Consider the following 25,972-nt stretch of genomic DNA (forward strand, 5'->3'; position numbering starts at 1 on the left):
TCAGCTGGCGTAGCGCGCGCAGCCGGTCGAAACCGGCGATTGGAACAGGGCAAACAGCGCATCATTGTCGCAGACCAGCGCCTCCAGGGTGATCCCGTCCAGCGACCGGTAGAAGGCCTGCGCCGCATCGGCGAGGGCAATCCGCAGCCGACAGGCCGAAACCAGCGGGCAGGTATTGTCGGCATCGGCAAAACACTCGACCATCGGCACCGTGCCCTCGACCGCGCGAAAGACATCGCCAATGCCGATTTCCGCCGCGGGCCTGCCCAGCGACATGCCCCCGTTACGCCCACGCTGCGTATGCAGATAGCCCAGCTGCGCCAACTGGTTGATCACCTGCGCCAAATGGTTCTCCGAGATATTGCAGCGCGCGGCAATTTCGGATTTGGTAACCAGGCGGTCCGCATGGGCTGCACAATACATCAACAGCCGCACTGCAATATTTGTCCGTTTCGTGATCCGCATGATCGCCCCTCCGAGGTGCCTTGTCGCAAGATCATGACATGGCCGCACAAAGGCCACTTTGACATGTATCAAAGCCGCACGCGCTTTCGCCTGCCCCTGCCCCTGACCCTGCCGGGTCCCGCTGCGCCGCCCGCAGGCAGCGCCGACGCAGGGCAAACGGTGGGCAACAGACCCCACCTGCCTGTGGCGGTCAGCGCCGCTGAGACAGACATCGCCAGTCAGGAGATCTGAATGCCCGCCCCCGTTTCCCCAGCCCCCTATTTCTTTGGCTACGGCAGCCTGGTGAACACGCGCACCCATGGCTACGGTCAGGCCCGCCCCGCGCGACTCAACGGCTGGCGCCGGGCCTGGGTGCATACCGATCTGCGCCCGGTTGCCTTTCTCAGCGCCGTGCCCTGTGACAGAACCACCATCGACGGGCTGATCGCCGAGGTGCCGGGCGCCGACTGGGCGGCGCTTGATGACCGCGAATTTGCCTATGAGCGGCTGCCTGCCAGCGGCGCGGTCCAGCATGATCTGAACCCGGAGACCGATATCGCGGTCTATGCGGTGCCCGGCCACAGCCAGCGCGCGGCCAGCCTGCGCCATCCGATCCTGCTCAGCTATCTCGACGTGGTTATTCAGGGCTATCTGGACGTCTTCGGCGCCGATGGTGTCGCCGCCTTCGTGCGCACAACCGATGGCTGGGACGCGCCGATCCTGAACGACCGCAGCGCCCCGCGATATCCCAGAGCGCAGAGGCTGACTGCTGAAGAGCTGGATCTGGTCGATCAGCATCTGCTGGCGCTTGGCGCGACCGTTATCGGGGCAGATCAGTGATTTCCCGCACCCTGCTCTATGTCCGGCGGATCACCCGGCAACTGTGGTTCCGGGTTGTGCTGCTCTCGGCCTGTTCGCTGCTGGCGCTGGCCATCGCTCCCTGGCTCACGCCCTTCATACCCGAAGACCTGGGCGAACGCTTTGGCCGCGAGGCGGCGCTGCCGGTGCTGACCATCCTTGCCTCCGGGATGCTGGCGGTCACCACATTCTCGCTCAATGTCATGGTCTCGGCCTATCGTACGGCCGCTGCCACGGCGACGCCACGGGTCTATCGCCTGCTGCTGGAGAATACGATCACCCAGAGCGTATTGGCCACCTTTGTCGGCGGGTTTGTCTTCAGCCTGAGCGCGGTGATCCTGTTCCGCGCCGGGTTCTACAGCGAGGATGCCGCCATCGTGATCTTTGCCATCACCGTCGGAGTGGTGGCGCTGATCGTCGTGGCGATTTTGCGCTGGATTGACCATCTGTCGGGACTTGGCAGCATGGATCACACGCTGCGCCTGATCGAAGAGCGCAGCCGCACCAGCCTGCGCCAGCGGGCCGAAGCGCCCTGCCTGGGCGCCGCCTGCGCCGAGGATGACACCAGATTTCAGCAGCAGGGCCGGGCCATCCCGGCGCAGGCCTCGGGCTTTGTGCGGTTTGTCGATGTCGCAGGGTTGCAGACGCTGGCCGAAGAGGCCGAGACCAGGATCGCCATCCACCGCACCCCCGGCGAATTCGTGCTGCGCGGGCGGCCGGTGGCCTATGCCGAGACCGGCGAGGAGACGCTCTGCGAGGCGGCCAGCCGCTGCATCGAAATCGGTGATGTGCGCAGTTTCGATCAGGATCCCTCCTTTGGCCTGACGCTGCTGGCGGAAACCGCACAGCGCGCCCTGTCGCCCGGCGTCAATGATCCCGGCACCGCGCTGGAGGTCATGGGGCGGCTGGAACGGCTGCTGTGGGAGAATACCCCGGATGAGGCCGAGCCTGACGCGCGCGACGTGTCCTTTGACCGGGTGATGATGCCTGCGGTCTCGGCCCGGCACCTGCTGTCCTGCGCCTTTCCGCCCATCGCCCGCGCCGGCGGCGACGACCCTGCGGTGATCGACTGGATGGACAAAGCGCTCTCCGCGCTGGCGCATCATCCCAACCCGGCCATGGCCGAGGCCGCCGCCGACCTGCGCGATGGCAAGCGGAAGGGAGATGACCAAGAGGGACACCAAGAGGGAGAGCCGAAGTGACACCCGGAGGCGGGTCCGAAGGGCGGCGGCCAAGGCGGCTCCCGCCCGCACAACAGGGCAGATCTGCCCTGCCCTGAGCGCAGTTGGGCATGGCAGACCGCCTACAGGCGGTCTGCGGCGCCGCGCCGGCGCGCGGCGCCCGGCCCAACCGCAGAGGTGGCTTCTGTGATGCCACCGATGTGGGCGGGAGCACCCCGGACAGCACAGGACAGCACAAAGGCGGCCCCCTATGGTGCCGCCTTTGCATCAGACAGTCGTTAAAGCTCAGCCGCGGGCGCGGACCGTTTCCATCAGCGCCAGCAGGGCGGACATGTCGGGGCCGCGCTCCATGCCGGTCACGGCTTTGCGCAGCGGCATGAACAGGCCCTTGCCCTTGCGGCCCGTCGCCTCTTTCACAGCAGCGGTCCATGTGCCCCAGCTCTCGCTGTCGTAGGGGCCTTCGGGCAGCAGCGCCATCGCCTCGGCGATGAAGTCCTTGTCCTCATCAGCCACCAGCGGCTCGGCGCCGTCGCGGCAGAGGTCCCACCAGCCCGCCAGATCCTTCAGCGTGGTGATGTTCTCCTTGGCCATATCCCAGAATGCGGCCTGTTTCTCTGCCGGAACCCCCAGCGCGTCCACATGGGACTGCACGGCCTCCAGCGGCAGGGACTGCAAATACCGGGCGGTCACCGGGTAGAGATCCTGCACATCGAACTTGGTCGGCGCAGCGCCAAAACGGTTGATGTCGAAACCCTCGATCAGCTCTGCCAGTTCCGCGCGCAGCTCAACCGGGTCGGAGGAGCCAAGGCGCGCCATCAGGCTCAGCAGCGCCATCGGCTGCACGCCCGCTTCACGCAGATCGCGCAGGGCCAGCGTGCCGAGGCGTTTGGACAGCGCCTCACCCTGCGGGCCGGTCAAGAGCGAGTGATGCGCAAAGGAGGGGACAGTGCCGCCGAGCGCCTCGATGATCTGGATCTGGGTGGCGGTGTTGGTGACATGGTCAGAGCCGCGCACAACATGGGTCACGCCCATTTCCGTGTCGTCCACTACCGAGGCCAGCGTATAGAGGAACTGGCCGTCGCCACGGATCAAGACCGGGTCCGAGACCGACGCGGCATCGATGGAGATATCGCCCAGGATACCATCGGTCCACTCGATCCGCTCCTGATCCAGCTTGAAGCGCCAGACACCATCGCCGCGCTCGGCGCGCAGCTTGGCCTTGTCGTCCTCCGACAGGTTCAGCGCAGCGCGATCATAGACCGGCGGCTTGCCCATGTTCAGCTGCTTCTTGCGCTTCAGGTCCAGTTCAACCGGCGTTTCAAACGCCTCGTAGAACCGGCCGATCTCGCGCAGCTTGTCGGCAGCGGCGACATAGCGGTCGAGACGTTCGGACTGGCGTTCAACACGGTCCCAGGTCAGGCCCAGCCATTCCAGATCCTGCTTGATGGCATCGACGTACTCTTCCTTCGACCGCTCCGGGTCGGTGTCGTCGATGCGCAGGATGAAGCTGCCGCCGGCCTTGCGGGCGATCAGATAGTTCATCAGCGCGGTGCGCAGATTGCCAACGTGGATATAGCCGGTCGGCGACGGGGCAAATCGGGTGGTTGTCATCACAAGTCTCCTGTTGCCCTGCCCCATGTCACATAGGCGACGTTTTGTCCAGTTGCGGCGCAGTCGCCGACGGTTGATCCCAAGTCGTCTCAAACTGTCCGCGTTTTTCAGGGGGCGGCTTAGATTTCGTTCAGACTTCCTGTGTCAGCCTGTCGCAGCACTGACGATTATTGGTACGAAGAATGGGGTCTCCCGTGAACAAAGTGATCCCGAGCGACATGTTGCAGGCGGAGAGTTTGCCTGAACCCTCCCACGCGCGGCTCATGGATGTGTTGAACAAGCTGGATCAGGGCGTGATGGTCTGGACCGAGGACGGGCATTGCCAGGTCTTCAACGAACGGCTGCTCACCCTGCTGGAGCTGCAGAATGGCGACATCTTTCCGGGCTATTCGCGTGAGGCGTTTTTTGCCACCGCCGTCAGGCTGGGCCATGTGACCGAAGACAGCGCCAGACAGGCCGAACAGGATTTCAGCTCTGACAAGGAGCGGTTTTCGGCGACCCGCAGGATGCCGTCGGGACGGCGCCTTCAGATCGACACCCGCAGGCTGTCCACCGGCGGCTTTGTCTCCTGCTACACCGATGTGACCCAGATCGAGCGCAGTGCGCGGGACCTGACATTGGCGCGCCAGGCCGCCGAGGAGGCGGAGCTGACCGCGCTGAAGACGCTTGCGGCGGAACAGTCCTGGCGCGAAGAGGCCAAGCTGCTGTCGCAGCTCGACGTCTGGCTGCATTCCTGCAAATCCCAGGAGGAGCTGTTCCGCATTGTCAGCGCCTTCATGGCGAAGCTGTTTCCGCAATCCCAGGGCGAGCTTTACATCTACTCCAACTCGCGGGACGTTCTGGATGGCAAATGCCACTGGGGCGGGGCGGAGGTCCATGACCACATCTTTGCCGATGCCTGCTGGGCGCTGCGGCGCGGGCGGCAGTATCTCTATTCTGCGGATAAGATCGCCTTTCCCTGCGCACATGTCGAGGAGCAGCCTGCCACCGATGAGCATGGCGATTACGTCTGTTTTCCGGTGGTCGCCCATGGCAATACCGTCGGTCTGCTGCATGTGAAATTTGCACCGGAAACCGACCCTAAGCGCAAGGTGGCGCTGCATCGCCTTGCCCTGCGCTGCGGCGAACATATCTCGCTGGCGGTGGCCAATGTCCGCCTGCGCGACGAATTGCACGACCAGTCCACCCGAGATCCGCTGACCGGTGTCTACAATCGGCGCTATTTCCTCGGCGAGCTGCGCAATGCGGTGGCGCTGGCCGACCGGCGCGCCAGCCAGCTGGGAGTGCTCAGCTTTGATGCGGACCGGTTCAAGACCTTCAACGACACCCATGGCCACGATGCGGGCGACATGGTGCTGCGCGCCATTGGCGACACGCTGAAGGATCTGTTCCGCAATGGCGAGATCTGCTGCCGGATGGGCGGCGAGGAATTTGCCGTCTTCCTGCCGGATACCGACAAGGAACAGACGATGGAGGTCGGCGAAGCGCTGCGTGTCGCGATTGAGGAAATCACACTGCGCTATGGCTCCGGCACGCTGCCGCGTGTCACCATCTCCATCGGCGTTGCCAGCTTCCCCGAGGATGGCCTGCTGCCGCAGGATCTGATGCACGCCGCGGACCGCGCGCTTTACGCGGCAAAGGATGCAGGCCGCAACTGCGTCGTGGATTGCCAGGAAGCCGATCCCGCCAACGGCCCCTTCTCCGGCAGCTGACCCCGACCGAACGTATGCGATGCTCCCGCCTTGGCCGCACCTTTGGCCGCAGGGACCAGCCCGATATCGCTGACACCAACGGGTGGATCACCAGCGCCTTACTGGTCGGTCAACTGGGGTCGCGCCAGCGGTTCACGATCGGATACCGACGATCAAGCCAGAACGCGCGCGGTGTGAGCCGCGCACCGGGGGCTGACTGAAAGCGTTTGTATTCGCTGATATAAATCAGGTGTTCCACGCGTTTTGCCGTCTCCCGCGAGAACCCGGCCGCAACGCAATCAGCAATCGAACCGTCCCTATCCACCAGGATCTCCAGCAGCGCGTCCAGTTCAGGGTAATCCGGCAGGCTGTCGCTGTCCTTCTGATCGTCGCGCAGCTCGGCGCTCGGTGGCTTGTCGATGACCGAGGGGCGGATGACCTCCCCTTCCGGCCCCATCATCCAGTCGCGGTGATTGGCATTGCGCCAGCGGCAGGTCTCGAACACGCGGGTCTTGTAGAGATCCTTGATCGGGTTGTAGCCCCCCGCCATATCGCCGTAGATCGTGGCATAGCCCACGGCGACCTCGGATTTATTGCCGGTGGTCAGCAGCATCTCGCCAAATTTGTTGGACATCGCCATCAGGAGAAGCCCGCGCAGGCGCGACTGGATGTTCTCCTCGGTCAGCCCCTCCTCCATCCCGGCAAACAGCGGCGCCAGCGTGTTGGTGATCGCGGCGCGCCCCTCGGCAATCGGGACGTAGTCGTAGCGCACGCCCAGCGCCTTTGCCACCGCTTCGGCATCGTCAAGCGAGGCTTGCGAGGTATATTCGGACGGCAGCATCACGCAGCGCACATTCTCAGCCCCCAGCGCATCGACCGCGATCGTGGCGACAATGGCGGAATCGACGCCACCGGAGAGCCCCAGCAGCACTTTCTTGAAGCCGGTCTTGCGCATGTAATCCCGCAGCGAAAGCGTCATGACGTGGTAATCCTGCTCCCACTCATCCGGCAGCACCGCCTTGGGGCCATCCACGGCGCGCCAGCCCTCGGCGGTCCGCTCCAGATCCAGATGGCAGATATCTTCGCGCAGGACCGGCATCTGCAAGGCCAGCGCCCCGCCCGGATTCAGCACAAACGAACCACCATCAAAAACCTGATCATCCTGGCCGCCCACCATATTGAGGTAGATCACCGGCAGATCGGTCTCGATCGAGCGGGCCACAATATGGTTGAGCCGCACATCCATCTTGTTGCGATAATAGGGCGATCCATTGGGGATCAGCAGGAACTCCGCGCCGGTTTCGGCCAGGGTTTCGGCCACATCCTCATACCAGCTATCCTCGCAGATCGGGCTGCCGATCCGGGTATCGCCAACCGCATAAGGACCGCCCAGCGGGCCCGCATCAAAGATCCGCACCTCGTCAAAGACGGTGGCATTTGGCAGGTGATGTTTCAGCACCTGCGTGGTGATCTTGCCGCCCTTCAGGATCAGATAGGCGTTGTACAACCTGTCGCCCTCGACCCACGGGCTGCCGATCGCCAGCGCCGGACCATCGGCACAATCGGCGGCCAACCGCTCAACCTCGGCAATGGCAGCACGGTGGAAAACCGGCTTCATCACCAGATCCTGCGTGTTGTAACCGGTAATGAACATCTCTGGCAGGGCGACCAGATCAGCACCTGCCTCGCGGCCTGCGGCCCAGGCCTCGCGGGCCTTATCTGCATTGCCAGCCAGATCCCCGACGGTGGGGTTCAACTGGGCCAGTGTCACGCGAAAACGATCAGCCATCCTGCTTGCGTCCTTCGATAATCCTGCCTTCTGCCATTAAACAGATCACGCTGCGAGGGAAAGACCGCAGTGGCAAAAGACATTGCGACGGCGGCGGCTGTGGCATAGTTTCCTGTCAAACCGATCAACAGGCCCGCACCCCGGCTCCCCTTATGGCAAGCAGATATTCCATGACCCGTTTCACCACCGCCGCTCTTCTGACCTCCGCTCTGGCGCTTGGCGCTGCCGGGGTCGGACGCCCGGCCCTGGCCCAGGATGGCAAGGTGCTGACCACGCAGGATGAAATCGGCGGCATCTATGAGGGCACCTTTCGCGGCGGCCTGCAACATGGCACCGGCACCTACCGGCTGCCCAACGGCTATGAATATACCGGCGACTGGGTCGATGGCGAAGTCCGCGGTCGTGGCGTTGCGCGTTTCCCCAACGGATCCATCTACGAGGGCGAATTCGTCAAAGGCAAACCCGAAGGCGCAGGCAAGATCACCTTTGCCGATGGCGGCACCTATGATGGCGAGTGGTCGAACGGCGTAATCAATGGCCAGGGGGTTGCGGTCTATGCCAATGGCGCGCGCTATGAGGGCGGCTTTCGCGATGCCAAGCACCATGGCAAAGGCATCATGCGCAATCCCGGCGGCTATGAATATGACGGCGACTGGGTCGATGGCCGCAAGGAAGGCACCGGCAAGATCACCTACCCGGACGGCGCCACCTATGAGGGCGACATCCGCGACGGCCAGCTGGAGGGCAAAGGCAAGCTGATCATGCCCGATGGTCTGGTTTACGAGGGCGATTGGTCCGCAAACCAGATGGATGGCACCGGCGTGTTGACCCAGCCCAATGGCGATATCTACGAAGGCCCGCTGGTGGCCGGCCGCCGTCAGGGCGAAGGCAAGCAGATCCATGCCAATGGCGATGTCTATATCGGCAATTTCGAGGATGACCTGCGCCACGGCGAAGGCACCTTCACCAAGACCGACGGCTATGTCTACACCGGCGAATGGCTGGCCGGTCAGATCGAGGGCAAGGGCCGCGTCACCTATCCCGACGGTTCGGTCTACGAGGGCCAGTTCCGCGATGATCTCGCCGATGGCGTGGGCAAGATCACCTATCCCGACGGCTCCACCTACGAAGGCGACTGGGTGGCCGGCGTGATCGAGGGCAGCGGCACCACAACCTATCCCAACGGGCTGGTCTACACAGGCGAGTTCCAGAACGCCAAGAACCACGGCCAGGGCGTGATGACCTACCCTGACGGCTACCGCTACGACGGCGGCTGGAAAGAGGGGCAGCGCCATGGCGAAGCGGTTGTCACCTACCCCGACGGTTCGGTTTATACCGGCAGCTTTGCCAACAGCCAGCGCCACGGCACCGGCAAGATCGTGATGACAGATGGCTTCAGCTATGAGGGCGACTGGACTGAAGGCAAGATCAGCGGCCAGGGCGTCGCGACCTATGCCAATGGCGATGTCTACGAGGGCAGCTTTCTCAATTCCAAACGTCAGGGACCGGGTGTGATGCGTTATGCCAGCGGTCAGCAAGCCGAAGGCACCTGGGAGAACGGCGCGCTCAAAACCACCGGTGCGGCGGCACAGGACAGCGATGATGCCACAACAGCCGACCCGGCCACCGCCACCGACGATGCAAACGCCAGCAACTGATTACCGCTGACCCGCAGCACGGCCGACCGGATAGGCTGGCGCGCCCCACCGCCAAAAGGCGTAGCTGGACCCGCCGCACAGCGCGCGCCCAGCCATAAGGCGTAGCATGTCTGATCCGGGCCAACGGGTTACAGTCGCAGGCTTTGCTCCTGCCCGGTCAATTTCTGTCTTTCCATTCGTCTTTGGCTCTGTATAACTCTGCGTCATGATGATGCGTGCAGATATCCCTTGCTTTGCCACCGCCCCGCGCGGTGCAGATCTGCGCGCCCTACTGATCCTAATCCGCCTCTGAGCGTGCCATCCGGCGCGCCCGCTCAGAGGGGAAGGCATGCGCGCCACATGGATTGGATTTTAGGACAGACAAGAAAGATACCGACATGACGACTGCAGCTGACAAAGATCGCGTTTTGATCTTCGACACCACTTTGCGCGATGGCGAGCAGAGCCCCGGCGCAACCATGACCCATGATGAAAAGCTCGAGATTGCCGAGCTGCTGGATGACATGGGCGTCGATATCATCGAAGCGGGCTTCCCCATCGCCTCCGAAGGCGACTTCAAAGCGGTGAGCGAGATTGCCGAACGTTCCAAGAATGCCGTGATCTGTGGTCTGGCGCGCGCCAACTTCAAGGATATCGACCGCTGCGCCGAAGCCGTGCGCAAATCCGCACAGCCGCGCATCCACACCTTTATCGGCACCTCGCCGCTGCACCGCGCCATTCCCAACCTCACCATGGATGAGATGGCCGAGAAGATCCACGAGACGGTCACCCACGCCCGCAATCTGGTGGACAATGTGCAGTGGTCGCCGATGGATGCCACTCGCACCGAATGGGATTACCTCTGCCGGGTGATCGAAATCGCCATCAAGGCGGGCGCCACCACCATCAACATCCCCGATACCGTCGGCTATACCGCCCCGGTCGAGAGCGCCGATTTGATCAAGCGCCTGATCGAAACCGTGCCCGGTGCAGATGACGTGATCTTTGCCACCCATTGCCACAACGACCTCGGCATGGCGACCGCCAACGCGCTGGCCGCTGTGGCAGGTGGCGCGCGCCAGATCGAATGTACCATCAACGGTCTGGGCGAACGCGCGGGCAACACCGCCCTGGAAGAGGTGGTGATGGCGCTCAAGGTGCGCGGTGACATCATGCCCTTTACCACCGGCATCGACACCAAGAAGATCATGCACATCTCGCGCCGGGTCTCCACCGTGTCGGGATTTGTCGTGCAGCCGAACAAGGCCATCGTCGGCAAGAACGCCTTTGCCCATGAAAGCGGCATCCATCAGGATGGCATGCTGAAGAACAAGGAAACCTTTGAAATCATGCGGCCCGAGGATGTGGGCATTGCCGGCACCTCGCTGCCGCTTGGCAAACATTCCGGCCGTGCGGCGCTGCGCGACAAGCTCAGCCAGCTCGGGTTTGAGGTGGGCGACAACCAGCTGAAGGATCTCTTTGTCCGGTTCAAGGAACTCGCCGACCGCAAGAAAGAGGTGTTTGACGACGACATCATCGCGCTGATGCGCACCAGCGGCGATGAGGATGACCACCTCAAGCTGGTGTCGATGAAAGTCGTCTGTGGCACCGGCGGTCCCGCCGAGGCCACCATCGAAATGGAAGTCGACGGCAAGGATGTGACCGAGACCGCAGAAGGCGACGGCCCTGTCGATGCCGCCTTCAAGGCGATCCGCAAGATCCACCCGAACTCGGCCCATCTTCAGCTCTATCAGGTCCATGCGGTCACCGAAGGCACCGACGCGCAGGCCACTGTGTCTGTCCGACTGGAAGAAGACGGCGTGATCGCCACGGGCGAGAGCGCGAACACCGACACGGTTGTCGCCTCTGCCGCCGCCTATATCAGCGCCCTCAACCGCCTGATCATCCGCCGCAGCAAAATGGGCGAAGGCGCCGACACCCGCGAGATTTCCTACAAGGACATCACCTGATCAATGCGTTGATCTGAAACAGCAAAGGCCACCCGACGGGTGGCCTTTTTCGTTCTGCCCAGGGCCAACCGCCTCTGTTGGCCGCATCTCAGCCCAGACGGCTGAACAGTTTGGTCAGCCGCGCGGCTTCTTCCTCGGTGCCATAGGGCGCATTCACGATGAACATGCCCGAGCCGACCATCCGGTGCCCCTCCCGCGCCGGGGGAAACCGCACCTCATGACGCAATGCGCCGGCCAGCCCCTGCGCCTCCAGCGCGCTCAGCATCGGCTTATGCGCCCCGTCCGTCAGGATCGGATACCACAGCGCAATGACGCCGACGTTCCACTTGCGGTGCAGCTTGGCGATATGGCCGGGGATCTGGGCGTAGTCGCGCTTTACCTCATAGCTGGGATCAATCAGCAGCAGCCCGCGACGCGGCGTCGGCGGCGCCAGCGACTGCGCCAGCTCAAACCCGTCCTGCTGATGCACATGGACCCGCCGCCCCAGCCCATGCGCCCACAGCGCCTGCCGCAGGGCGGCGTTTTCCTGCGGGTGCAGCTCGGCAAAATTGAGACTGTCGGCCTCGCGCAGCAGATGCGCTGCAATCAGCGGCGACCCCGGATAGGCCATCTCCCCATGAGCGCTGCGGGTTGCGGCAATGGCAGCGGCCAGCGGGTGATCGTCGGCCAGCAGGGCCTGATCCAGCAGGCGGCTGATCCCCGCCGCCGCCTCGCCGGTCTTGACCGCCTCTGCCGCATCCAGCTGATAGAGCCCGCGCCCGGCGTGGGTCTCGATATAGCTGAGCGGCTTGTCCTTCCGCGTGAGATAATCCAGCATCCGCGCCAGCAGCGCGTGTTTCTGAACATCGGCCAGATTTCCGGCGTGATAGATATGTTGATATGACAGCATCCCAGCCCTCTACCGCCAAACCGCCCCGGACAAAAGCCCCTTGCCGCAGCGGAGGGCGTTGGATCTGATGGCTCAGACCGCTGGCATCTGCTGCGTTGCACAGTGAATGCCGCCACCCAATTCGCCCAGCGGGTCCACGTTCAGCGTGACTATTTCCCGTCCCGGATAGTGACGCGCCAGCGCGTTCCGCGCGATCTCATCGGTTGCACCATCCCCGAATTCCGCCGCGACCACCGCGCCATTGCAGACGTAATAATTGGCGTAAGAGGCGACAAAATCGAACCTTTTGATCTGACGGATATGAGGTTCGGGGATAACCTCAACCTCCAGCCCCGCCCCGACCAGCCGGTCATGCGTGTCCAACGCAGCCATATGGAACGGATCGGCGCTATCAGGGGTATCGGGCAGGTTCATAAGAACACGCCCCGGCCCGGTGAAACGTGCGAGGCTATCGATATGATAATCCGTGATATCCTCCCCCCGGACCCCCTCGGCCCAGATCATGCGATCCGCCCCATAAGCCTCCAGCAGCCGTTGTTCTATCTGATCGCGTGACAGCCCGGGATTCCGGTTTTTGTTCACCCAGCTGCTCTCATGTGCCATCAGCAGCCCGTGCCCATCCTGCTCCACGCCGCCTGCCTCGCCATGCAAACCGGTTGGCAACAGCGGCAGCCCCAAACGCTCGGCCACCCGTCCTGCGATCTGGCTGTCCCGCCGGTTGACCTGCTTTTTGCCCCAGCCGTTGAACTGGATATGGCTGATCGCCAAGCCGCCTGCGCCATCGATCACAAAGATAGGCCCTGAATCGCGGCACCACAGATCCTCGGTCGGGATATCCCACAGCTCAACATCCGCAGACAGCTTGGCGCGCGCGCCGCTGTGATCCGCTGCCGCCGCGAGCACTGTGACAGGTTCAAACGCCGCAATCGCATTGGCGATATCTGCAATCGACTGCTGCGCCATGTCGCGGAACACAGGATCGGGATGCACCTTCCTGCTGACCGGCCATTGCATGAAGGTGCGCTGATGCGGCGCTTCCTCCGGTGGGACAAAAAATCCGGACCCGGCAACGGCAGTTTGTCCTGTGATCAGATTTGCCATGCCGAAGGCCCCGCCAGCCAGTAAGAAATTTCGCCGCTTCATCGCCGTTCCCTTCGCCGACCAAACATCCGCAAGGATCAAGCTTAACAACGCTGCGCAAACAAGAGAAGCAACATCGCGCGGCCCTGTACCGCCTCCGATAGTTGCCGGAGGCGTGCGGTTTTGCGGGGCGCGCTTATCAAATCCGCGCCACACCTGCCAACACTGCCAATCGGATCGGTTGTCTGCCTTTCCCATGGGGCACCCGCCGGGTGGCGGCGAAAAGGCGCCTTTTGATCGGAATCCGCCCTTTCGCCACCTCCCGGCGCTGCTTATAAGACATAAAGCCCGCGCTCAGCAGAGTCGCGGGACAGGTGGCAGTTTTACAGGGTCCTAATACATGTCGATCTTTGGAAGTCTTGGCGGGTTGTTCACGTCTGATATGGCAATTGACCTCGGCACGGCGAACACGCTCGTCTATGTCAAGGGTCGCGGTGTCATCCTGTCGGAACCCTCCGTTGTCGCCTATCATGTGAAGGACGGCGTGAAAAAAGTGCTCGCAGTTGGCGAGGATGCCAAGCTGATGCTGGGCCGCACCCCCGGCTCCATCGAGGCGATCCGCCCGATGCGCGAAGGGGTGATTGCCGATTTTGACACCGCCGAAGAGATGATCAAGCATTTCATCCGCAAGGTGCACAAACGCTCCACCTTCTCCAAGCCCAAGATCATCGTCTGCGTCCCGCATGGCGCCACCCCGGTTGAAAAACGCGCGATCCGCCAGTCGGTGCTCTCCGCAGGCGCCCGCCGCGCCGGGCTGATCGCCGAGCCGATCGCCGCCGCCATTGGTGCCGGGATGCCGATCACCGATCCCACCGGCAACATGGTCGTGGACATCGGCGGCGGCACCACCGAGGTTGCGGTTCTGTCGCTGGGCGACATCGTCTATGCGCGCTCGGTCCGCGTTGGTGGCGACCGGATGGATGAGGCGATCATCAACTACCTGCGCCGTCAGCAGAACCTTCTGGTGGGCGAGGCCACGGCCGAACGCATCAAGACCTCCATCGGCACCGCCCGGATGCCCGACGACGGCCGCGGCCAGTCGATGCAGATCCGTGGCCGCGACCTGCTGAACGGCGTGCCGAAGGAAATCGAGATTTCGCAGGCCCAGGTCGCCGAAGCGCTGGCGGAACCCGTGCAGCAGATCTGCGAAGCGGTGATGACCGCGCTGGAAACCACACCGCCGGATCTGGCGGCGGATATCGTGGATCGCGGCGTGATGCTGACCGGCGGCGGCGCGCTGCTGGGCGATCTGGATCTGGCCCTGCGCGAACAGACCGGTCTGGCGGTCTCCATCGCCGATGAAAGCCTGAACTGCGTGGCGCTTGGCACCGGCAAGGCGCTGGAATACGAAAAACAGCTGGCACATGCCATTGATTACGACAGCTGAGCGGTCCGGCCATCGCTAGGATGGCCGACGCCCGGCGCCGGGAAGGAATACCTTGGCCAAAGACCGGTCCCAGCGTGATGACTATACCGCCCCGCTGCGCCGCCTGCTGACCGGGGTTATCTGCCTGTGCCTGCTGGCGATTTTCCTGATCTGGCGGATCGACAGCCCAAGGGTCGAGAGGTTTCGCGCCCAAATCGTCGATGCCGTTGTTCCCAGCATGGACTGGGCCATGGTCCCGGTTGAGGGCGCCATCAACCTGCTGCGCGATTTTCAGAGCTATCAGCGGCTTGCCGAACAGAACCGCGAACTGCGCAGCGAATTGCGCCAGATGAGCGCCTGGAAAGAGGCGGCGCTACAGCTGGAACAGGAAAACGCCCGCCTGCTGGATCTCAACAATGTGCGGCTCGACCCCCGCCTGACCTTTGTCACCGGTGTGGTCATGGCCGACAGCGGCTCGCCCTTTCGCCAGTCGGTGATCCTGAACGTCGGCGCGCGTGACGGGGTGCGCGACGGCTGGGCGGCGATGGATGGCATCGGCCTTGTCGGGCGGATCTCCGGCACCGGGCAGGATACCGCGCGGGTGATCCTCCTCACCGATGCTGCCAGCTCCGTCCCCGCGCTGATCCAGCCCTCCGGGCAAAGCACGCTGGTAGCTGGCGACAACAGCCCGGCGCCGGTGATCGACTTTCTCGAAAACCCCGATCTGGTCCGCCCCGGCGACCGGGTGGTCACCTCGGGCGATGGCAAGGTGTTCCCGGCAGGTCTGCTGATCGGGCAGGTCACGCAGGACCGTTTTGGCCGCCTGCGGGTGCGCCTTTCGGCCGATTACGAGCGGTTGGAATTCCTGCGGGTGCTGCGCCATCACGGATCTGAGGTGATCAAGGATCCCGGCGGGCTGGTGGTTCCGGCACCGGGCATCAATATTCCGCAACCCCGGCCCGAGGGGCTGGGCGATGGGGCGGCGGCGGAGGCCGGAGATGGCCAATAACGCTCCGGCGCGGATCTGGCTCATGCGCGCGGCCTTTCCGGCGCTGGCCCTCGTGATCATGTTCTTTCACCTGCTGCCGCTGGATACGCTGCCCTCTCGCTGGGCGCCGCCGGATCTGATGCTGGCGCTGGTCCTGGCCTGGTCGCTCCGGCGTCCCGACTACGTGCCGACGCTGCTGATTGCCCTCACCTTCCTGCTGGCCGATCTGCTGTTCCAGCGGCCACCGGGCCTGATGGCGCTATTGGTGGTTCTGGCCTCCAGCTTTCTGAAATCACAGGTTCAGCCGCACCGTGAAACCGCCTTTCTCGGCGAATGGTTCACGGTGGCGGTGACCGTCACCGCCGTGACCCTGCTCAACCGGCTGATCCTGGCAATTCTGGGGGTGGTGCAGCCGTCGCTGGGGTTGATTCTGATCCAGATGGTGGCAACATTGCTGATCTATCCGCTGGTCGCGCTGGCCAGCCAAAGCCTGCTGGGGGTGCGCAAACTCTCCCCCGCCGAGGCAGAAGCCCTGGGAAGCCGCTGATGAAACGCAACGTCAAGGATGTCGAGGCCTCACATCGCAAACTCAGCCGTCGCGCCCTGCTCTTGGGCGGGTTGCAGCTGGCCTTTGCCGGGGGTCTGGCGATGCGGATGCGTCACCTTCAGGTCGATCAGGCTGACCAGTTCCGCCTCTTGGCCGAGGAAAACCGCATCAACCTGCGCCTGATCCCCCCGGCACGGGGGCAGATCTACGACCGCAACGGCACAATTCTGGCGCAGAACGCGCAATCCTACCGGATCACCGTGGTGCCCGAGGATGCCGGCGATGTGGGCGACGTCATCGACAAACTGTCGCGACTGCTGACGCTGGACCCCGAAGACATCGAACGCGCCATGGCTGAAATGCGCCGCTCGCCACCGTTCCTGCCTATCACCCTGGCCGATCAGATCAGCTGGGACGACATCTCCAAGGTTGCGGTCAACGCCCCCGCCCTGCCCGGCATCACGCCCGAGGTCGGCCTCACGCGGGTCTATCCGCAGCATGAGGATTTTGCCCATGTGATCGGCTACGTCGGGCCGGTCTCGGATTATGACCTCAGCAAGATGGAAGACCCAGAACCGGTGCTGATGATCCCGCGCTTTCAGATCGGCAAGGTCGGGTTCGAGGCCAAGCGCGAGGATGTGCTGCGCGGCAAGGCCGGCGCCAAACGTGTCGAGGTCAACGCCACCGGTCGCGTCATGCGCGAGCTGGATCGCCGCGAAGGCGAGGCCGGCGCCGACATGCAGCTGACCGTCGATGCCGATCTGCAAAACTACACCCAGGCGCGGCTTGGCCTCGAGAGCGCCAGCGCCGTGGTCATCGACTGCGAAAACGGTGATGTGCGCGCCATTGCCTCTTCGCCCAGCTTTGATCCCAACCTCTTTGTGCGGGGTATCTCGGTAGCCGACTACCGGATGCTGACCGAAGACCCCTATCGCCCGCTGGCCAATAAATCCGTTCAGGGCACCTATCCGCCCGGATCGACCTTCAAGATGATCACCGCCCTTGCCGCGCTGGAAGAAGGCCTGATCGGCACCGAAGATACCGTCTGGTGCCCCGGCCATCTGGAGGTCTCGGGCCGCCGCTTCCACTGCTGGAAACGCGCAGGCCATGGCCATGTCGATCTCAATACATCGCTCAAAAGCTCCTGCGACGTCTATTACTACGATCTCGCCATCAAGGTCGGCATCGACAAGATTTCCGCCATGGCAAAACGCTTTGGCCTTGGCGTGCGCCATGATCTGCCAATGTCCGCCGTGGCCAAGGGGATCGCCCCCAACAAGGAATGGAAATCAAAGACCTACGGTCAGGACTGGCTGGTTGGTGACACCGTGAACTCCTCTATCGGGCAGGGCTATCTTCTGGCTTCGCCCATGCAGCTGGCGGTGATGACCGCACGTCTGGCCACCGGGCGTTCGGTGACGCCTCGCCTGCTGAAATCCATCGACGGGGTGGAACAGCCCAGCGGCGCCGGAGAGCCGATTGGCGTCAACGAGAACAATCTGCGCACGATCCGCCGGGGCATGTATTCGGTCAGCAACGAACGGCGCGGCACCGGCTACGGCTCCCGGATCATCGCCGAGGGCATGCGCATGGCGGGCAAGAGTGGCACCAGTCAGGTCCGCAATATCACCGCCGCAGAGCGCGCCGCCGGGGTGATCCGCAACGAGGACCTGCCCTGGGAACGGCGCGACCATGCGCTGTTTGTCAGCTACGCGCCCCATGACAACCCGAAATTCGCCGTTGCGGTGGTGGTGGAACATGGCGGTGGCGGCTCCAAGGCGGCGGCGCCGATCGCCCGCGACGTGCTGCTACAGGCGCTCTACAATGGCACGCCACCGCTTGAGGCCTACCCCAAGAAGGACCGCAGCCGTATCGAAGCCCAGCAGGACCGTCTGGAACGTGAACGCATCCAGCGCACCAGCCGCAACAGCGACAGTGGTCAGGCCTGAGATGGGCCTGCGTGAACAGGGGCAGACAGCGACAAGAGGACAGCCATGAGCTATCTTGCCAATAACGCGCAATCGGTGCCGACCGGCCTGCGCAAGATCCTCTATCTCAACTGGCCGTTGACCCTGCTTCTGGCCAGCGTCGCCAGCGTCGGTTTTCTGATGCTCTATTCGGTGGCGGGCGGCAGTTTCTCCCCCTGGGTGGAACCGCAGGTCAAACGCTTCCTGCTTGGGCTTTCGGTGATGCTGGTGGTGGCCATGATCCCGATCTGGTTCTGGCGCAATATCTCGGTCCTGGCCTATCTGGTCTCGGTGCTCTTGCTGGTGGCGGTGGAATTCTTCGGCACCGTTGGCATGGGGGCACAGCGCTGGATCGACATTGGCTTTATGCGGCTACAGCCATCGGAGCTGATGAAGATCACGCTGGTGATGCTGCTGGCCGCCTATTACGACTGGCTGCCGCCGGAGCGCTGTTCACGGCCCCAATGGGTGATCCTGCCGGTGATCCTGATCCTGCTGCCCACCTTTCTGGTGCTGCGCCAGCCCGATCTTGGCACCTCCATCCTGCTGATGGCCGCCGGAGGGGGCGTGATGTTCCTTGCCGGTGTGCACTGGGCCTATTTTGCCGCCGTCATCGGCGCCGCAGTGGGTCTTGTTGCGGCCGTGTTCAAAAGCCGGGGTACCGACTGGCAGCTGCTGAAAGACTATCAGTTCCGCCGCATCGACACCTTTCTCGATCCCTCGCAGGATCCGCTCGGTGCCGGCTACCACATCACCCAGTCGAAGATTGCGCTGGGGTCCGGCGGCTGGTCCGGCCGCGGTTTCATGCAGGGTACCCAGTCACGGCTGAACTTTCTGCCCGAGAAACACACCGATTTCATCTTCACCACCCTGGCCGAAGAATTCGGGTTTATCGGCGGGTTCACCCTGCTGTTCATCTACATGCTGGTGATCCTGTTCTGTATTGCCACGGCGCTTGCCACCAGGGACCGGTTTTCCTCTTTGGTCACGCTGGGCGTCGCCATCACATTTTTCCTGTTCTTTGCGGTGAATATGTCGATGGTGATGGGGCTGGCACCCGTGGTCGGCGTGCCGCTGCCGATGGTCTCCTACGGGGGGTCGGCGATGCTGGTGCTGCTGGCCGCCTTTGGTCTGGTGCAAAGCGCCAATATCCACCGCCCGCGATAGGCGTCGGCTAGAGCGCTGCCAGCAAGACCCGCGTCAGCGCGCTGTCCGCATCGCGCTGATGGAGAAGCACGCCCAGCCGCCGTTCCGCGTCATCAAAGGGCGTGAACCGCAGCCCGCCATATCGCCCCACCCCTTCCCAAAGCGGCACAACCGCCTGCGCAGTGCCCTCTGCCACCATCTGGGCAATCAGTTCCAGCGCATCCAGTTCCGCCAGGATCTCCGGCGCATCGACCCTCTGCGTCAGCGCCTGCCAGCAGCGCGCGCCACCCCAGGCGTCCCGGCTGTAGATCAGATAGGGCAGCGGCTCTTCAGCGGCCTTCTCAGCCTGCAACAGCCCGATGGGTTGCCGGGCGATCTCGGTGAACACATAGGATTTCGGCAGCAGAAAGGGCGGTTCGATCAACAGGGCTGCATCGACCTGCCCCTGTTCCATCGCCGCATAAAGCCCCTCAGAGGTGCCGGGCACCAGCTGCAACGCAACCTCCGGCGCGGCGGCTCTCAGATGCCGCAGGATCGCGCCCGCGTAATCTCCCATCGCCGTCGATACCGCGCCCAGCCGCAACCGGCCGGTCAGCGCGGCGCCGCGCAGCTCTCCCCGCAGCTCGGCCTCTGCCCGCAGCATGTCACGCATCCGTGGCAGCAGCCGACGACACTCCGCCGTTGGCTGCATGACCCGGCCCGCCCGGCACAGCAGCGCCACGCCCACATCAGCCTCCAATGCGGCAATCCGCTGCGAGATGGCCGAGGCGGTGATCCCCTCACGCCGCGCCGCCGCCGCAAGGGAGCCTTCTTCAATCGTGGCAATCAGGCTGGTGAGAAATCGTGTATCCATAGATATCCTTATGTCTGAACATAGAAAAACAAGCTACCCTTTGCACGCCTCACCGCCTATCCCCTTAGGTACAGAGTTAAGGGAGCACAGAGATGAGCATTTTTCACCTCGCCTATCACGTGGATGATCTTGACAGGGCGCGCGGCTTTTACGGGGATCTGCTGGGCTGTGAGGAAGGGCGCAGCACCGAGACTTGGGTCGATTTCAACTTCTTCGGCCATCAGATTTCGCTGCACCTCGGGCCAGTTTTTGCCACCGCCAAGACCGGCAGGGTCGGCGATCACATGGTGCCGATGCCCCACCTCGGGGTGATCCTGCCGCAGGGTGACTGGCGCGCGCTGGCTGACCGGCTGGAGGCGGCGGGTGTTGACTTCACCATCGCCCCCACCACCCGGTTTGCGGGCGAGCCGGGAGAGCAAAGCACGATGTTCTTTCATGATCCCGCAGGCAACCCCATCGAAATCAAGGGATTTGCCGATATGGACGGGGTGTTTGCCACATGATCAACGTCCAGTTCGCCGCCCTGCCCGAACGCTGGGCCAGCTATCAGGCACCTTTGCGCGCCGCCTTTGCCGAGGCCGGGCTGGAGGTTGATCTGCGCCTCGATCACGCGCCGGGAGAGGTCGATTACGTGGTCTATGCCCCCAATTCCGACCTTCAGGACTTTACCCCCTATACCCGCTGCAAGGCGGTGCTGAGCCTCTGGGCCGGGGTGGAAAAGATCGTCGGCAACCAGACCCTCAAGATGCCGCTCTGCCGGATGGTGGATCCGGGGCTGACCGCAGGCATGGTGGAATGGGTCACCGGCCATGTGCTGCGCTACCACCTCGGCATCGACCGCACGATCCGCACGCAGGACAGATGGGACCCCGTGGTGCCGCCGCTGGCCGAGGAACGGCCGGTCACCGTGCTGGGCCTTGGCGCATTGGGGCAGGCCTGCGCGCAGATGCTGGCAAAGCTGGGCTTCCCGGTCACCGGCTGGTCGCGATCCGAAAAATCCATCGACGGCATCACCTGCCGCCACGGCGAGGCCGGGCTGCGCGCGGCGCTCAGCGCCGCCGAAATCGTGATCCTGCTGCTGCCCGATACACCGGCCACCGAGAATACGCTGAACCGTGACACGCTCGCCCTGCTGCCCCGTGGCGCACGGATCATCAACCCCGGACGCGGCCCGCTGATTGAGGATGATGCCCTGCTGGCCGCGCTCGACAGTGGCCAGATCGGCCATGCCACGCTGGATGTTTTCCGGGTGGAGCCGCTGCCGCTGGATCATCCCTATTGGGCCCATCCCAATGTGACCGTGACGCCCCATATCGCGGCCGAAACCCGCGCCATCACTGCCGCACGGGTGATTGCCGAAAACATTCGCCTGGGCGAGGCCGGACAGCCCTTGCGCCATCAGGTGGACCGCAATCTGGGCTATTGATCACCCAGGTGGGCGGCAGTTCTTAACATCCAGCAAACCTGCCGCCCGCCCCGCTCAGAATCGTTTCAGACCCTTGCGCTAGTCTCTCGGGCAATCGCGATTGCAGGATCCGGGTCTGGCACCCCGGCTCCGACCAGGAACCGGGCCTCAGTGTGTGAGGCTGTGCAGAGAATTTGAGCACGCGGGCCATCAACCCGCCCCTCTCCGCCCCCGTGGCGGCGCCGTCCACTTTATGCCGCAACCGCCCGGTTGCAGAACAAGTCCCCAGTTCCAAGACTGGCAGATCAACACGGCAGCACCCCCCGGACGACCACAGGTCGCGCCGGTGATGACCCGTGTCTGGACAACAGCCACCCCGACGCACCATGCCGGGCCACGTTTGCACAGCACCGATCATCATCGAAATTTCCAAATAGTGCAGCCCCATGCCGCCCCCGGCCATGTCCCCGCAAAACCACGATCAGCGCGACGTCGGGTCCGCTCAGCCCCGTCCAGACCGGCTGAGCGCCATAATGGCTGGCCAAATGCGAGAAACTTGCGCTACGGTTCTTCAAAAAACATAAAAACAGGGACGGAACTAGATGAACAATCGCTTAAGGAAGATCACCATCGTCGGCGGCGGCACGGCGGGGTGGATGACGGCGCTGATCCTGGAGACGGAATTCTCCCGCACCTCGGCACCAAAGGACTGCCCGCGGATCTGCCTGATCGAAAGCCCAAATATCGCCACGGTCGGCGTCGGAGAGGCAACGGTGCCACGGATGCCAAAGACGCTTCGTCAGGCGGGCATATCCGAACGCAATTTCTTCCGCGAAACCAACGCCTCCTTCAAGCTCGGTGTGAAATTCTGCAACTGGAACAAGGACCCGAAGGGCAATCGCATCGACTATGTGAACCCCTTTGCCCATGGTCAGCTGCTGGAGGGGCTGGAGGCCGCGGAATATTTCCTGCGCTTTGGCAACGGCGACCGGGATTTCACCCAGTCCATCGCGCCACATGATGATCTGGGCCGCCTGTGCAAGGGTGCGCGCCCCTTGGGTCAACCGGAGTTCGAACAGCGGTTCGGCTATGCCTATCATCTGGACGCGGTGAAATTTGCAGGCATGCTCACCAGGGTCTGCACCAAACGCGGTGTTGAGCATATTCAGGACGAGGTGACATCGGTCGAACTGGATGAACAGGGCAATGTCAGCCACCTGATGCTGGAACAGCGCGGCCGCCACGATATCGAAATGGTCATCGACTGCACCGGTTTCCGCGGGCTGATCATCAATCAGGCGCTGGGTGAGCCGTTCATGGATTATTCCGAATACCTGCCCAATGACCGCGCTATGGCCTTGCAGATTGAACATCCCGACCCGGAAAAAATCGAAAGCCTGACCCGCTCCACCGCCCTTGGGGCCGGCTGGACGTGGCGCGTGCCGCTCTACAATCGCGTGGGCACCGGCTATGTGTTCTCCTCGGCCCATCGCACCGATGATCAGGCGGCGGATGAATACCTTAAATGGCTGGGGGACAGTGGCAAAGGGGCGACGCCACGGGTGATCCCGATGCGGATCGGACGCGTGCGCAACGCCTGGGTCAAGAACTGTCTGGCCATCGGTCTGGCCGGCGGGTTTATCGAACCGCTGGAAAGCACCGCGATCCACATGATCGACCACGCCGTGCGCTGGTTTGCCGAACATCTGCCAACGCGCGAGATCGCCCCCTCCCTGCGCAGCCGATACAACCGGCAGATGGACAAGCTCTATGACGAGGTGCTGGAATTCATCTGCCTGCACTACCGGCTCGGCAACCGCACCGATGACCAATACTGGATCGACGCCCGCACGGAGATGAAGATCCCGGATCGCCTTGCCGAGAACCTTGAACTCTGGCACCACCGCCTGCCGATGCCCCATGATATCGAATTTGCCACCCTGTTTGATTACCGGGTCTACCAGACCGTGCTTCTTGGAAAACAGGTCTATGATACCGGCTATGGCCCCGGCATCCGGGATCGCCTGCGCCCATTGAAGAAACCGATCTGGTTCCAGTGGTGGAAGGGCGCGAAGGTGGATCTGGCGAACATCCTGAAGTCGATGCCGGATCACAAAACCCTGCTGCGCGACATCCGCGGCGAACTGGACCAGCCAAGCTTTGGCATGGCGGCGGCGATGAAACCGACAGTGCCGATGCCCGGCGCCGCCCCGGTGCCCTGGGCGATCCAAAACATGCCGAGCTTCAGCGAGATTGAGAGCGGTCAGAAAGACCTGCAACTGTTCTAGGCAGGCCTGCGCCCCCTCACCGCAGATCGCGGGGGCACAACTGCAAACGAGAGAGGGCAGACGCATCGCGCCTGCCCTCTCACATTTCAGAAAAAACCATCGTGCGGATTATTTTGCCGCCAGCCCCCGCCCCTTCAGCAACGCATCCACACCGGGCAGTCGGCCCCGGAACGCCGTGTACAGCTCCGCCGGATCGCGCGAGCCACCGGTCGACAGGATATGCGCCTCCAGCGCCTTGGCGCGTTCGGGGTCAAAAGCACCGCCCGCCTCCTCAAAGGCGGCAAAGGCATCGGCGTCCATCACCTCCGACCACATGTAGCTGTAATAGCCCGAGGAATAGCCGTCGCCCGAGAACACATGGGCGAAATGCGGGGTGGCGTGGCGCATGATGATCGCCGACGGCATCCCGATCTCGGCCAGAACCTCGGCCTGTCTGGCCATCGGATCCTTCGGCGCAGGCCCGTCGTGAAATGCCAGATCCACCAGTGCAGAGGCCACATATTCCACCGTCTGGAACCCCATATCAAAGGTCGAGGCCGCCAGCACCCGGTCGCGCATCTCCACCGGCATCGGTTTGCCGGTTTCCGCATGGGTGGCGAATTTGCCCAGAACCTCCGGCACATCCAGCCAGTGCTCATAGAGCTGCGAGGGCAGTTCGACAAAATCGCGGGCCACCGAGGTGCCGGAGATGCTCTCGTAACTCACATCCGACAACATCTGGTGCAGCGCATGGCCGAACTCGTGGAACAACGTGCGCGCATCATCATAAGACAAGAGCGCCGGATCCCCCTTGGCAAAGTTGCAGACGTTGATCACAACCGGTGTCTGCACCTTGGGGAAATTCGCCTGGCTGCGCATTGCCGAACACCACGCACCGGAGCGTTTGGAGGAGCGGGCGAAATAGTCACCAATGAACACGGCCACATGCGCGCCATTGCGGGTCACCTCCCAGGCGCGGCAATCCTCGTGATAGAGCGGCACATCAAGCGGCGTGAACTCCAGCCCGAACAGCCGCGTCGCGCAGTCAAACGACGCCTCGATCATCCGATCCAGCTGGAAATATGGCTTCAGCTCCGCCTCATCCAGATCATGCTCTGCCTTGCGCCGTTTCTCCGCGTAATAGCGCCAGTCCCAGGGCTCCAGCTCGCCGTTGATGCCATCATCCTGCATCATCTTCGTCAGCACCCAGGCATCCGCTTCCGCCTGCGCCTTGGCCGGTTCCCAGACCTGCATCAGCAGATCGCGCACCGCGGCCGGGGTCTTGGCCATCTCGGTTTCCAGCTTGTAGGCCGCGAAATTCTCATAGCCAAGCAGCTTGGCCCGCTCTTCGCGCAGGGCCAGAATTTCGGCGGCAATCTTGCGGTTGTCGCTGTCGCCGCCATTGGCACCACGCGCGGCCCAGGCCTCGAACGCCGTCTTGCGCAGGTCGCGGCGGGGCGAGAATTGCAAAAACGGAGTGATGAGCGAGCGCGACAGCGTGACCGCCGGCCCCTCCAGCCCCTTGTCCTTGCCCGCCGCGCGGGCAGCATCGACCACAAACTGCGGCAGGCCGGTCAGATCCTCTTCGCCGAGTTCCATATACCAGCTGCGTTCATCCGCCAGCAGGTTCTGGGTAAACTCGGTCCCAAGGGTCGCGAGCCGGGATTTGATCTCCTGCATACGGGTGTCATCCGCGCCTTCCAGCGCCGCACCGCCGCGCACAAATCCGCGATGGGTCAGCATCAGGACGCGCTGCTGTTCCTCGGTCAGATCCAGCGTATCGCGCTGATCCCACACCGATTTGACGCGCGCATAAAGTGCCTTGTTGGCGGTGATGGCGGAAAAATGCGCCGCCAGCTTCGGGGAAAACGCCCGCTGCAACGCTTCGCGCTCGGGGTTACTGTCCGCACCAGCCACGCTGTAGAACACCGACAAAACCTGCTCCAGCTCGCGGCAGGGGGTTTCCAGCGCCTCGATCGCATTGTCAAATGTCGGCGCCTCGTCCGAGGCGGCAATGGCGTCAATCTGCGCCTTATGCGCAGCCAGCGCCTCATCCAGCGCAGGGGCAAAATCACTGTCCTTGATCTGGTCGAAGGGGGCAATTTCAAACGGCGTGTCCCAGTTGGACAGCAGCGGATTGGTCATGGCAAATCTCCTTTGTGAGGAAGCTATGCCCGCCCCTGCCCGCCGTCCAGAGGCACAGTCGAGAGAATTTCACCGATT

General features: G+C 63.2%; 20 protein-coding genes. 13 read left to right on the plus strand and 7 right to left on the minus strand.

The features are described 5' to 3' along the window. Positions 1–465, minus strand: a complete 465-nt coding sequence (locus VWY75_RS08140) for an RrF2 family transcriptional regulator (protein WP_416537449.1) — start codon at positions 463–465, stop codon at positions 1–3. A gap of 231 nt (positions 466–696) precedes the next feature. On the opposite strand from VWY75_RS08140, the gene VWY75_RS08145 reads away from it, so the two are divergent. Both VWY75_RS08145 and VWY75_RS08150 read left to right on the plus strand, forming a co-directional pair. After that, positions 697–1,284 (plus strand): gamma-glutamylcyclotransferase family protein, encoded by a 588-nt coding sequence (locus VWY75_RS08145; protein WP_416537451.1) that lies wholly within the window; start codon positions 697–699, stop codon positions 1,282–1,284. Further along, the gene (locus VWY75_RS08150; RefSeq protein WP_416537452.1) at positions 1,281–2,504 is read left to right on the plus strand and encodes a DUF2254 domain-containing protein; all 1,224 of its coding nucleotides are present in this window, start codon (positions 1,281–1,283) and stop codon (positions 2,502–2,504) included. The genes VWY75_RS08145 and VWY75_RS08150 overlap by 4 nt, the downstream gene beginning before the upstream one ends. 264 nt (positions 2,505–2,768) lie before the next feature. Here the strand turns inward: VWY75_RS08150 and gltX are convergent, their stop codons facing one another. Then, positions 2,769–4,094 (minus strand): glutamate--tRNA ligase, encoded by a 1,326-nt coding sequence (gene gltX, locus VWY75_RS08155; protein ID WP_416537453.1) that lies wholly within the window; start codon positions 4,092–4,094, stop codon positions 2,769–2,771. A gap of 194 nt (positions 4,095–4,288) precedes the next feature. Between gltX and VWY75_RS08160 the strand changes: the two genes are divergently transcribed. After that, complete coding sequence (locus tag VWY75_RS08160; protein ID WP_340547306.1) at positions 4,289–5,806, plus strand: diguanylate cyclase; 1,518 nt, start codon at positions 4,289–4,291, stop codon at positions 5,804–5,806. A 109-nt stretch (positions 5,807–5,915) separates the two neighbouring features. On the opposite strand, the gene VWY75_RS08165 is transcribed toward VWY75_RS08160, so the two are convergent. Further along, on the minus strand, positions 5,916–7,574 hold the full coding sequence (locus VWY75_RS08165; protein WP_416536693.1) for an NAD+ synthase: 1,659 nt from the start codon (positions 7,572–7,574) through the stop codon (positions 5,916–5,918). 170 nt (positions 7,575–7,744) lie between these two features. Here VWY75_RS08165 and VWY75_RS08170 point away from each other — a divergent pair, with 170 nt between their 5' ends. Continuing rightward, positions 7,745–9,232, plus strand: a complete 1,488-nt coding sequence (locus VWY75_RS08170) for an MORN repeat-containing protein (RefSeq protein ID WP_340547308.1) — start codon at positions 7,745–7,747, stop codon at positions 9,230–9,232. Positions 9,233–9,609: 377 nt separating this feature from the next. Then, positions 9,610–11,181 carry a 2-isopropylmalate synthase gene (locus VWY75_RS08175; protein ID WP_340547309.1) on the plus strand — a complete coding sequence of 524 codons (1,572 nt, stop codon included), beginning with the start codon at positions 9,610–9,612 and terminating at the stop codon, positions 11,179–11,181. A gap of 88 nt (positions 11,182–11,269) precedes the next feature. Here the strand turns inward: VWY75_RS08175 and VWY75_RS08180 are convergent, their stop codons facing one another. Then, positions 11,270–12,070: a 23S rRNA (adenine(2030)-N(6))-methyltransferase RlmJ gene (locus VWY75_RS08180; protein ID WP_416537454.1), complete on the minus strand. Its 801-nt coding sequence runs from the start codon at positions 12,068–12,070 to the stop codon at positions 11,270–11,272. Positions 12,071–12,142: 72 nt separating this feature from the next. Further along, entirely contained in the window at positions 12,143–13,213 is a 1,071-nt protein-coding gene (locus tag VWY75_RS08185) for an agmatine deiminase family protein (protein WP_416537455.1), read from the minus strand. Positions 13,214–13,550: 337 nt separating this feature from the next. Between VWY75_RS08185 and VWY75_RS08190 the strand changes: the two genes are divergently transcribed. Genes VWY75_RS08190 through rodA form a run of 5 tightly spaced genes read left to right on the plus strand, consistent with a single transcriptional unit; the run spans position 13,551 to position 19,245 of the window. Beyond that, the gene (locus tag VWY75_RS08190; protein WP_061049901.1) at positions 13,551–14,597 is read left to right on the plus strand and encodes a rod shape-determining protein; all 1,047 of its coding nucleotides are present in this window, start codon (positions 13,551–13,553) and stop codon (positions 14,595–14,597) included. A 52-nt stretch (positions 14,598–14,649) separates the two neighbouring features. After that, positions 14,650–15,585: a rod shape-determining protein MreC gene (gene mreC / locus VWY75_RS08195; protein WP_340547312.1), complete on the plus strand. Its 936-nt coding sequence runs from the start codon at positions 14,650–14,652 to the stop codon at positions 15,583–15,585. Then, positions 15,575–16,111, plus strand: a complete 537-nt coding sequence (locus VWY75_RS08200; RefSeq protein ID WP_340547313.1) for a rod shape-determining protein MreD — start codon at positions 15,575–15,577, stop codon at positions 16,109–16,111. The genes mreC and VWY75_RS08200 overlap by 11 nt, the downstream gene beginning before the upstream one ends. Next, entirely contained in the window at positions 16,111–18,060 is a 1,950-nt protein-coding gene (gene mrdA, locus VWY75_RS08205) for a penicillin-binding protein 2 (protein WP_416536690.1), read from the plus strand. Before VWY75_RS08200 ends, mrdA begins: the two co-directional genes overlap by 1 nt. Positions 18,061–18,105: 45 nt before the next feature. Beyond that, complete coding sequence (rodA, locus tag VWY75_RS08210) at positions 18,106–19,245, plus strand: rod shape-determining protein RodA (RefSeq protein ID WP_340547315.1); 1,140 nt, start codon at positions 18,106–18,108, stop codon at positions 19,243–19,245. A 7-nt stretch (positions 19,246–19,252) separates the two neighbouring features. Here rodA and VWY75_RS08215 read toward each other — a convergent pair whose 3' ends face one another. Next, entirely contained in the window at positions 19,253–20,077 is an 825-nt protein-coding gene (locus tag VWY75_RS08215; protein ID WP_416537456.1) for a LysR family transcriptional regulator, read from the minus strand. A gap of 92 nt (positions 20,078–20,169) precedes the next feature. Here VWY75_RS08215 and VWY75_RS08220 point away from each other — a divergent pair, with 92 nt between their 5' ends. From VWY75_RS08220 to VWY75_RS08230, 3 genes are all read left to right on the plus strand, one after another. Beyond that, positions 20,170–20,580: a VOC family protein gene (locus VWY75_RS08220; RefSeq protein ID WP_416537457.1), complete on the plus strand. Its 411-nt coding sequence runs from the start codon at positions 20,170–20,172 to the stop codon at positions 20,578–20,580. Continuing rightward, positions 20,577–21,503 carry a 2-hydroxyacid dehydrogenase gene (locus VWY75_RS08225; RefSeq protein ID WP_416537458.1) on the plus strand — a complete coding sequence of 309 codons (927 nt, stop codon included), beginning with the start codon at positions 20,577–20,579 and terminating at the stop codon, positions 21,501–21,503. Before VWY75_RS08220 ends, VWY75_RS08225 begins: the two co-directional genes overlap by 4 nt. A 581-nt stretch (positions 21,504–22,084) precedes the next feature. After that, entirely contained in the window at positions 22,085–23,770 is a 1,686-nt protein-coding gene (locus tag VWY75_RS08230) for a tryptophan halogenase family protein (RefSeq protein ID WP_416537459.1), read from the plus strand. Positions 23,771–23,878: 108 nt separating this feature from the next. Here the strand turns inward: VWY75_RS08230 and VWY75_RS08235 are convergent, their stop codons facing one another. Continuing rightward, positions 23,879–25,894 carry a M3 family metallopeptidase gene (locus tag VWY75_RS08235; protein WP_416537460.1) on the minus strand — a complete coding sequence of 672 codons (2,016 nt, stop codon included), beginning with the start codon at positions 25,892–25,894 and terminating at the stop codon, positions 23,879–23,881. Positions 25,895–25,972: the final 78 nt, after the last annotated feature.

It is taken from the genome of Phaeobacter sp. JH20_08, assembly GCF_048056635.1.
GTDB classification, from domain to species: Bacteria; Pseudomonadota; Alphaproteobacteria; order Rhodobacterales; family Rhodobacteraceae; genus Phaeobacter; species Phaeobacter bryozoorum.